This is a genomic window from Wolbachia endosymbiont of Mansonella perstans, assembly GCF_020278605.1.
Taxonomy (GTDB): Bacteria; Pseudomonadota; Alphaproteobacteria; order Rickettsiales; family Anaplasmataceae; genus Wolbachia.
In genome coordinates this window covers 1-9,326 of the sequence record NZ_JACZHU010000038.1, presented here as the reverse complement: position 1 = coordinate 9,326, position 9,326 = coordinate 1, and the positions used below count along the sequence as shown (strand labels likewise).

The following is a 9,326-nucleotide window of genomic DNA, read 5'->3' as shown; positions in this document are numbered from 1 at the left end:
GCTTCAATACTATGATAAGGAAACTGGAGAAATCTTTAAGTAGTTTCTTTCGTCTTTATTGAATCCAATGCGCTACTAAAAGCTATGCGTGTGGTCTATTGCAGCCCCAGCGCAAACACAAGGCCTGTGTAACCTAACCTCTACTTAAACATTTTCCTTAACTGATTAATTTCATCAGCAAAATTTGAGTCGGTTTTTATAAAGTTTTCTATTTGTTTTACTGCATGTATAACAGTAGCATGATCTCTGCCACCAAAGCTTCTTCCAATATCTGGTAGGCTTTTTTGTGTGAATTTCTTAGCGAAATACATAGCTATTTGCCTTGGTCTTACAAGACCGCGAAGCCTTCTATTGGAGTGCATATCTGCAACTTTTATATTAAAAAACTCAGCTATTTTCCTTTGTATTTCTGCTATTGTAATTGACTTATGATTTGATCTAAGAAGATCTGCTAAAGTTTCACTGGCCGACTCTACTGTCATACTCCTCCCAATCAACGAAGTATGGGCAACTTTATTCAATGCTCCTTCCAATTCTCTTATATTAGATTTTATGTTCCTCGCTAAAAACTCCAGAACATCATCTGGAACATACATACTCATTTGTTCCACTTTGGCCTGCAATATACCAAGCCTTAATTCGAAAGTTGTTTCGTTAATATCCGCCACCAACCCCCAACCAAGACGCGATTTTATTCTTTCCTCTACTCCATCAAGATCGCTAGGAGATCTATCAGCCGATATAACCAATTGTTTATTTTGGTCTATTAGCGCATTAAAGGTGTGAAAAAATTCTTCCTGTGTGCTATCTTTACCACTGATAAATTGTACATCATCTACCATCAATACATCTACTGACCTAAATTGTTCCTTAAACAACATAATATCTTTACTTCGCAGTGCTGTAATATATTGATACATAAATTTCTCTGCTGATAAATATGCTACTTTTCTTTTTACCGATGGAGAATTGACTATGTGCCAAGCTATAGCATGCATTAGATGTGTTTTACCAAGACCCACTCCACCATATAGAAATAGAGGATTGCTTCCTGGTATTGGATCTATAGACTCTGCCACACGCTTTGCAGCTGTAAATGCTAACTCATTTGGCTTGCCTACCACAAAATTATCAAAGGTAAATCTCGTATCCAGCGGTGAACCAAGACTATGATTACTTTCCTCCCTGTTTTTTGATATAGTGTTAGGGTTTGGATTCTTTTCCTCGATTACTTGAATATCAATAGAACGTATACTTTCATCCTCATTCTGCCATAATGATAGCATTTTTTCCATGTAGTGAACCATAATCCACTCCTTTATAAATCTTGTTGGCACAGACAACAAAACTTCTCCATTGATACTACTGACAAATCTAAGTGAACTTAGCCAGCTGTTATATGTTGCCTCTCCATAAAGATTATAAAGGCAATTTTGGATTTTTTCCCAAGCAATATTGTGATCTGTTACTGTAACAATTTGGTCAAAAAACATAGTAGAAACCTTAGAGTTAATCAAGCTCATATATTACACCAAGAAAAAAGCAATAACTAGAAAAATACAAGACAATCAATAGCTTGCTACAAAGTAAAAAGCTAACACTACTTAACACACACTAAAAATTATGGTGATTTTTGATGAATTGTAAAGGGTATAAAATCACTAAAATTGATCATTTTTCTTTCAACAAATGAAACTTCGCTTGCGTTAGAGATTAGCAGCGTGCTAAAAAATAATAATGTATTATGTATAAATAAGATATTAAGCTTATTGGTAAAAAAGTAAGATGCTTATATAAATGTAACTAACCTAATATAAATTTACTGAAACAAGTCTATGATCATATTAAATGGTTTAAGTTATCAAGCTAAACTTGGCATTGAGCTAGAATTTTACATTGAAGAAATAGAAAAAGAGCATTTATTTCTTAGTAATATTAAAAATAGAATAGCTTCATTTGGATTTTTCTGTGAGAAAGAGAGTTCCATACATCAATATGAGATAAAAAGTGGTTGTTACACCAATTCTAATAATTTAATCAAGCACTTTGAGTTAGCAAAAGAGCTGATTACTGAAACAGCACAAAAACTTGGTGGGAAAGCTTCTTTCAAAGCAAAACCTTACTTAGATAGAGCAGGCAGTGCATTAAACGTGCATGTTAATTTGGTCGATTCAAACAACAGCAACTTATTTTACCGTAGCGAACAAAAGTATAGTGATTACTTGATTCATAGTATTGGTGGATTATGCGCTATGATGAAAAAACACATGTTATTTTTTGCCCCAAATGATGATTCGTATTTTAGATTCCAATATCCGGACATTTATACTCCAACCACAGTTAGTTGGGGCGTGAACAATAGAACTGCTGCAATAAGAATACTCAATTCTGGCGATAAATGTCGCCTAGAACACCGCGTCCCTGGAGCAGACTGTAACCTTGAAAAAGTGCTTGCAGCAATAACCGAAGGTACCACCTTTGGCATAGAAAACGAAATTGCCCCACCAAACAGAGTATATGGTGTTGCATCTGATCCTCAATATAAGATGGAGAGTTTGACATAAGCTCCAACTATGTTAGCTCAGGATACATTTCATAGCTAAGACCCAGGCGAACGACATGTGTTCCCTGACGTGGTAGAAGGCATAGTAGGAACTGGGAAACTGACAGCATGACTGTCAATCCTATCACCTTCGAAAACAACCTCAAGACCTATTGTACATTCAATAAATTCTGGGTTCTCACTAAGCTCTTTGATATTATCTTCATATAAATTTTCTTTGATTTGTGAGTTGTCTGCAATCTTTACGTACAACGTTGTTTTATATGTTGGCGGCGTGCCGGTTCTAGATACCAGATGTACCTCTGTTATATATCTGGGCTGATTTCCTGTATCACGACCCATATTCTCATTGTTCTTGCCAAGATTAGGCTGTTCTTCGTGCACTTCTGATGCCCTACTATTAGCGGTAAGATTACCACCAATATTACCTCCAAGTACAGCATCAGGCAATCCACCCATTCGTATCATCTTTCTCTACTATGCTGCATTTCCAAGAATTTTCCACAGCTTTGTGTAAAGGTGAGCCTTGAATGTATAATTCCTTATTTCGTTCTATGAACTCCATATTCTCCTTTAGCAATAACGTACAATTCTCACCATTAGATCCCACTAAATCTAGTTATTTCAGTTATGCATTCACTACTCACATCCATAACCATGGTACAAGTTAGAACTACTCTCCCGGACTTATCTTTTATAGGCCACTTACTTGTCATTTGATAACATGCACCCTTTTCAAATTTGTAGTATCTTTTCTTATCTTCTTTATAAGCACGTATTTCAAGGTTTTTGTTGCAGTAGATATCCAGTTTGCTAATATCTTTTTCCTGCTGTAAAATATCACTAATCTTAATTAGCTCACTTCCATTGTAGTTAATAAGATTAACGCTTAAAGCTCTATTGGCATTGTCAGTTTCTTCACAGTAAGCTTGAAAACTTATTTTTTTCAAAATACTTACTTGCAATACTTTTTCCCTCTTGTGATAATTCTATGTATTTACTCATATCTTTCCTAAATTTCTCATTGAAAGGCTTACCTACTCATTTATTGCTTTATCTATAAACACTTGTTTGAAATTTGTGTCATGTACTATATCATAAGAAAGCCACATATTTTCATAAGATTCCATATAACTACTGTTATCATCCTTTTCTACAAAAGCCACATGACCTGCCTTTATAACAGCAAAGTCTATTTTTTTGCTCAGAAGTTCTAAAAGGCATATTTTATGTTCTAGATTTGGCAGTTCAAAATCTGTCATTACCTTATTTAACTGAGAACAAAGCTTTTTATAATCGGCAGAACCAGGTATGCAATCACAACTCCTGATAAGATTACTTAAAATTTCTAACTCTTTATGTAGTTTATCATTTTTTGCAATTGAGAGGAGAAACTTCATTATAGTAGAGTTCCTAATGATAGAACTTTTTTCCTTCATTGCATTAACAAGGTATTCAAGATTGTTAAGTAAAGGCAGTGCAAACTGAACAATTTCTGGCCTAAGCTTCCTTATATGATTAATGTTATCATCACATTGGTAACCGCTATCCTTTTGCCAATCTAACGTGTATTCATACAATGTCTGCAAATTGCATAATACACGGGGAATTTTCCTTAACATATATTCTAATGATTCAGACCCACAATAAACGTGCATACTATACCCCACTACATCAATACTATTTTAAGCAGAACATACCTATCTAAGAACAATCAGGCTATTAAAAACTTTACTCTACACAAACCCTGACAATGAAATGTTGAAAATAACTGTAAGCGTTAGACTTGAGTTCAGCTTTTTCGCTTTCTTCATACGCTAAATTTACCTTCACCATACATTGTTATGCATAGCTCTTTTGTATAATAAGTTAATGCTTGAAGTCATGGGAGTGTTTTTTTCGCCAAATGAGCGTTTTTTTATTGGATAACAGTTAATAAGACGCAAGAATATTCTCAGAAAGCTTAAAATCCTTAAGTTCTATAATGTCTTCTCTCTTTGGACTGATTGAAACTAGATAAACTGGTACACCTATTAATTCTTCTATTTTTCTCACATATTTCATCAAATTTGCAGGCAATTCCTCAACTGACTTCTTACCCTGAGTGTTTTCTTTCCAACCAGGAAATTCCTCATATATCGGCTCCAATTCTCTTTGTATTGAACGTGATGCAGGCAGGTGATCGTATATCCTTCCACTGCACTTATAACCAGTACATATTTTTACTACGTCAAAAGAATCAAGAATATCTAATTTAGTTAATACAATACTTGAAACTCCAGAGAGTTGCACTGCCTGGCGCACTAAAACTGCATCAAACCACCCGCAGCGTCTTTTTCTATTACTCACTGTTCCAAGCTCCTTGCCTATAGCAAATAAGCTATCTCCCACTTCATTTTTCTGCTCAGTAGGAAATGGTCCGTTGCCTACTCTTGTAGTATAAGCTTTTGCTACACCGATAACATAAGTATTGGAAAACAATCCTGAGCCTGTTATTGCTTGTGATGCTAAGGTATTGCTTGAAGTGACGAAAGGGTATGTTCCATGGTCGATATCTAAAAATGTGCCTTGGGCACCTTCAAATATTATTTTCTTACCTTCTTTTGTAAGGTCATTCAATATTTTCCACACTGGCTTTTTATATGGAAGAATCTTCTTTGCGATCTCCTCAATTTCCTTTAACATTTCCTCTTTTTTCACTATCCGACAGCTTAGGCCTTTCCTGATAGCATTGTGGTAATTCAGAAGAGCATCCACTCTATTATTAAGCTCATCTGCGTTTTCTAAGTCACAAAGGCGTATAGCTCTTCTTCCAACTTTATCTTCATAACACGGCCCTATTCCTTTGTTTGTTGTGCCAATTTTGTGATTCCCGTTTAAATCTTCAAATAATTTTTCCTTGTCCTTATGTACACTAAGTATTAATGGGCAGCTTTCAGATATAATCAAATTGTTAGGATTGATATCTATTCCTCTAGTTTTTAATGATTCTATTTCTGAGATTAGAGCATGCGAATCAAGAGCAACACCGTTTCCTATAACAGATATTTTGTCCATTCTTAAAACAGCGGAAGGCAGCAAATTTAATTTATAAACTTCATCATCTATTACTATAGTATGCCCTGCATTATTCCCACCCTGAAATCTCACGACTACGTCTGCGTTCTCAGAAAGATAATCTACTATTTTACCCTTTCCTTCATCACCCCACTGTAGACCAACAATTACAATATTATTCATCAATATCTTCTGGATTAACACGTAAATGTTAACGCAGTACACCACAAATGACAAGGGATAATTCTCTGAGCTGGTTAATTAATACCAATTCTCATTACATAGGACAATAACGAGGAAAAGGCGCATACTGAAGTGAGTAGAATAGCGCGGTAAAGTAGCATTGTTGTCCATCCGCTTTCTGTGTAATGGGAATTGGTATTAGAATGCCTTCTCTAGAAACACACCTTGATTATTGCTTGTATGAGGGTAACATTTTTAATGTGTTCGCATTTTTTATATGGATATCACGTAATAATTGTTCTGGGGTACCTTAAATCTTGTTATCAGTAGTGCTTCTAATACTAAGGTAAATATCACTGTGAAGGACACGTGTAATAGTTCATATACGTTAGAATCAAAAGCCTCTTTTCTGTCAGTAATATAACTTAGTACCATAAAAAGAAAAATGATTAGGCATATTACTGCTAGCAGGATAAAGTAATCAATTACAGCTGCACAGTACATCTTGTAACCCCTGTGTAACTTATCTAGTATCCATATTCCCTCCAATATACGATTACTTAATGTATCATATCAGTGATTAAATAACCGTAAATTGTAAAGAGAAGTTAGTTTTTGGGTTTATAGTCTATTGCTACTGTTTTTTCAATTTTGTCATATACAGTCTGTTTACGTCTGTCAAATATTGCTAACACGAAAATTAGTATTATAGCTATAGCTGTTGCTATAAGAACTAATTTCTCTAAAAGTAGAAACCACCATTCAAAAATATACTCATCATAAAGTTCTCTTATAGTTCCTACAATAAGCACGCAACCTAATATAGATTAAGACAGGAACTTTAGATAAGGTATACCTAATTAATGCTTACACTTGGGTAATATTTATGAATATACTTGCATCTTTTATATATGCCGCACAGTAGTTTCCCTGGAGTGCCGCCAAGTCTCGTTGTCATTAGCATATTAAACATCATGCATACTGGTACTATTACCTTAGTAATTGTCATACGGATAGCTGTTTTGTAAGTATCACCTGTATCACTGTATGGTGTAGATGAATGATGTAGAAGATATAGAAAGAAACTTGTAACAAGTACTATTGTTACCCATAAAACACCGTCGATCACACTTGCTAAAACTCGCCTAAGAATTCCGGCGTAACTTATTTCAGTATCCATATACTTTCCATATTCTATGATTAAACAACTAGTATAAAGGTATGTTATTAAATAATCGTAAATATGCTAACCTGGGAAATATTAGCTACTTGTGTCGCTCTATCATTTGAATTAACATTAGGTCATTTATAGTTAGGAGAGTTATGTCAACACCAATCACAGTTGCATATGGTGACGGTATCGGACCGGAGATTATGGAAGCTGTGCTATCGATATTGCGCGAAGCAGAAGCAAAGATCTCAGTAGATGTTATTGAAATAGGAGAGCGTGTTTATAATAAGGAATGGTCTCACGGAATTTCTCCAAGTGGCTGGGAGTCTATTGAGAGGACAAAGATATTACTTAAGTCTCCAACAACAACTCCTCAAGGTAAAGGACACAAAAGCTTAAACGTTGCACTCAGAAAAAATCTAGAGCTGTATGCAAATATCAGACCGTGTATTTCGTATCATCCTGTTATAGAAAGTAAATTCAATAAGTTTGATGTCGTTGTAATACGCGAAAATGAGGAAGACGTTTACACGGGAATAGAGCATAGACTCACTAATGACTTTTACCAGTGCACTAAAATTATTACTAGACCCGGCTCAGAGAAGATATGCAGGTGCGCTTTTGAATATGCGAAAAAACACAATAGAGAGAAAGTAACTTGCTTGACTAAAGATAACATAATGAAGATGACAGACGGCGCTTTTCACGCAGCATTTGATCATATTGCAAAAGAATATCCGGATATAAAGGCGGAACATTATATAGTTGATATTGGAATTGCACGTGTTGCTACAGAACCTGAGAAATTCGATGTTATAGTAACTGAGAACTTGTATGGTGATATACTATCAGATATAGTAGCACAAACCTCAGGTTCTGTAGGGTTAGCAGGAAGTAGCAATATAGGGAGTGAATACGCAATGTTTGAAGCAGTACACGGTTCTGCTCCTGACATTGCAGGAAAAAACATGGCTAATCCCTCAGGGCTTTTAAACGCTGCAGTGCATATGCTAATTTATACGGGTCAAGTTGATACTGCAAAACTGATTTACGATGCATGGCTGAAGACTTTGGAGGATGGAATACACACTGCCGATTTATATAAGGAGAAAAGGAGTAAGCAGAAAGTTGGTACCAAAAAATTTGCAGAAGCTGTTGTAGATAATCTAGGGAAAAAACCCACAACGTTATCTGAGCTTATAGTTGGCAGTAGCTTGGATAGTAAAGTAAATAAAACGCAAGATGATTGTAAGCAGAGCTACAAAATTAGGAAGCTGGTTGGTAGCGATATAACACTTGCCTGGAGTAAGTCAGCTGATTTTGATCGGATAGTGAAGTTGTTTGAATCGAGTAATCTGAAAATTATAGCAATATACTCAAAAGGTCTTGCAATTTGGCCGGGAAGTCCAAAATCTTTAAGTGATCAAATAACCTGCAGGTTTATTGCAAATAATGAAAAGAAAACTATTACAAATAGTGATATAAATAGTCTGCTAGTCAAACTTGAGGAAAATAGCTTTGATGTGGTGAGAATGGATAAGTTGTATCTGTATGATGGGAAAGAGGGTTTTTTTTCTTAAATAAAGATGCTATAGATAAAATGGATTCAAAAAAAATAGAATTGATATTTGAAAAGTTCAAGCAGTCGAATTCTATACCGAAAATAGAATTAAATTATACCAATCATTTTACATTGCTGGTTGCAATAGTTTTGTCAGCACGGACAACTGATGTGAGCGTTAATAAAATTACAAAAGAGCTATTTAGCATCACTGATACACCAGAAAAGATGCTGGAATTGGGGCAAAATGAGCTAAGGAAACGCATAAGCAGTATTGGTTTGTATAATTCCAAGGCAAAAAACATAATTGAACTCAGCAAAATATTAGCTGAGCAGTACAATAGTAAAGTTCCTACAAATTTTGACGACTTGGTGTTTTTGCCAGGAGTTGGGAGAAAGAGCGCTAATGTGTTCTTAAATTCAGGGCTTGGTGTTCCAACATTGGCAGTTGATACTCATGTTTTTAGAGTTAGCAATAGATTGGGGCTTGTGAAAGAAAAAGACGTATTTAAAACGGAGCAATCTCTTTTAAATGTAGTTCCAAAAAAATATCTACTTTATGCTCATCATTGGCTAGTTTTGCACGGTAGATATGTTTGCAAAGCACAAAAACCCTCGTGTGAAACGTGCATAATTCATGATTTATGCGAATTTGAGGGCAAGAGGTATAAGGTCTAATGTTTGTTGTCCAAATAGTTGCCTAAGCCATGGAAATAAAAAACTATTAACAACCTTTGCCGTCACCCTTGTCATAGTAATGAAGCTATTTGTTTAACTTCCTAATCTGTGCA

Annotated in this window: 9 protein-coding genes; 3 read left to right on the top strand and 6 right to left on the bottom strand. The window is 35.2% G+C overall.

Annotated elements, in window-relative coordinates; genetic code table 11:
- Positions 1–140 precede the first annotated feature (140 nt).
- Positions 141–1,523, bottom strand: coding sequence for a chromosomal replication initiator protein DnaA (gene dnaA / locus IHO13_RS03010; protein WP_225538214.1), 1,383 nt, complete (start codon positions 1,521–1,523; stop codon positions 141–143).
- A 312-nt stretch (positions 1,524–1,835) separates the two neighbouring features.
- Here dnaA and IHO13_RS03005 point away from each other — a divergent pair, with 312 nt between their 5' ends.
- Positions 1,836–2,564 (top strand): type I glutamate--ammonia ligase, encoded by a 729-nt coding sequence (locus IHO13_RS03005; protein ID WP_225538213.1) that lies wholly within the window; start codon positions 1,836–1,838, stop codon positions 2,562–2,564.
- Between the two features lie 35 nt (positions 2,565–2,599).
- On the opposite strand, the gene IHO13_RS03000 is transcribed toward IHO13_RS03005, so the two are convergent.
- The 5 genes from IHO13_RS03000 to IHO13_RS02980 form a co-directional block, all read right to left on the bottom strand.
- Positions 2,600–3,022, bottom strand: coding sequence for a hypothetical protein (locus IHO13_RS03000; protein ID WP_225538212.1), 423 nt, complete (start codon positions 3,020–3,022; stop codon positions 2,600–2,602).
- A 140-nt stretch (positions 3,023–3,162) separates the two neighbouring features.
- Positions 3,163–3,513 (bottom strand): hypothetical protein, encoded by a 351-nt coding sequence (locus IHO13_RS02995; RefSeq protein WP_225538211.1) that lies wholly within the window; start codon positions 3,511–3,513, stop codon positions 3,163–3,165.
- Between the two features lie 87 nt (positions 3,514–3,600).
- Positions 3,601–4,221, bottom strand: coding sequence for a hypothetical protein (locus IHO13_RS02990; RefSeq protein WP_225538210.1), 621 nt, complete (start codon positions 4,219–4,221; stop codon positions 3,601–3,603).
- 274 nt (positions 4,222–4,495) lie between these two features.
- Positions 4,496–5,803, bottom strand: coding sequence for an adenylosuccinate synthase (locus IHO13_RS02985; RefSeq protein WP_225538209.1), 1,308 nt, complete (start codon positions 5,801–5,803; stop codon positions 4,496–4,498).
- 856 nt (positions 5,804–6,659) lie between these two features.
- A complete protein-coding gene (locus IHO13_RS02980) occupies positions 6,660–6,983 on the bottom strand; it encodes an RDD family protein (RefSeq protein WP_225538208.1) in 324 nt (107 codons plus the stop codon).
- A 143-nt stretch (positions 6,984–7,126) separates the two neighbouring features.
- Between IHO13_RS02980 and icd the strand changes: the two genes are divergently transcribed.
- Together icd and nth are read left to right on the top strand one after the other, a co-directional pair.
- Positions 7,127–8,554 carry an isocitrate dehydrogenase gene (gene icd, locus IHO13_RS02975; RefSeq protein WP_225538207.1) on the top strand — a complete coding sequence of 476 codons (1,428 nt, stop codon included), beginning with the start codon at positions 7,127–7,129 and terminating at the stop codon, positions 8,552–8,554.
- Positions 8,555–8,574: 20 nt separating this feature from the next.
- The gene (nth, locus tag IHO13_RS02970; protein WP_225538206.1) at positions 8,575–9,213 is read left to right on the top strand and encodes an endonuclease III; all 639 of its coding nucleotides are present in this window, start codon (positions 8,575–8,577) and stop codon (positions 9,211–9,213) included.
- Positions 9,214–9,326 lie beyond the last annotated feature (113 nt).

What these genes read in the sequence shown, in the direction of transcription:
- IHO13_RS02990 (WP_225538210.1), bottom strand. Translation starts at nt 4,221, where the DNA reads ATGCACGTTTATTGTGGGTCTGAATCATTAGAATATATGTTAAGGAAA.
- IHO13_RS02985 (WP_225538209.1), bottom strand. Translation starts at nt 5,803, where the DNA reads ATGAATAATATTGTAATTGTTGGTCTACAGTGGGGTGATGAAGGAAAG.
- nth (WP_225538206.1), top strand. Translation starts at nt 8,575, where the DNA reads ATGGATTCAAAAAAAATAGAATTGATATTTGAAAAGTTCAAGCAGTCG.
- IHO13_RS02980 (WP_225538208.1), bottom strand. Translation starts at nt 6,983, where the DNA reads ATGGATACTGAAATAAGTTACGCCGGAATTCTTAGGCGAGTTTTAGCA.
- IHO13_RS03000 (WP_225538212.1), bottom strand. Translation starts at nt 3,022, where the DNA reads ATGGGTGGATTGCCTGATGCTGTACTTGGAGGTAATATTGGTGGTAAT.
- icd (WP_225538207.1), top strand. Translation starts at nt 7,127, where the DNA reads ATGTCAACACCAATCACAGTTGCATATGGTGACGGTATCGGACCGGAG.
- dnaA (WP_225538214.1), bottom strand. Translation starts at nt 1,523, where the DNA reads ATGAGCTTGATTAACTCTAAGGTTTCTACTATGTTTTTTGACCAAATT.
- IHO13_RS03005 (WP_225538213.1), top strand. Translation starts at nt 1,836, where the DNA reads ATGATCATATTAAATGGTTTAAGTTATCAAGCTAAACTTGGCATTGAG.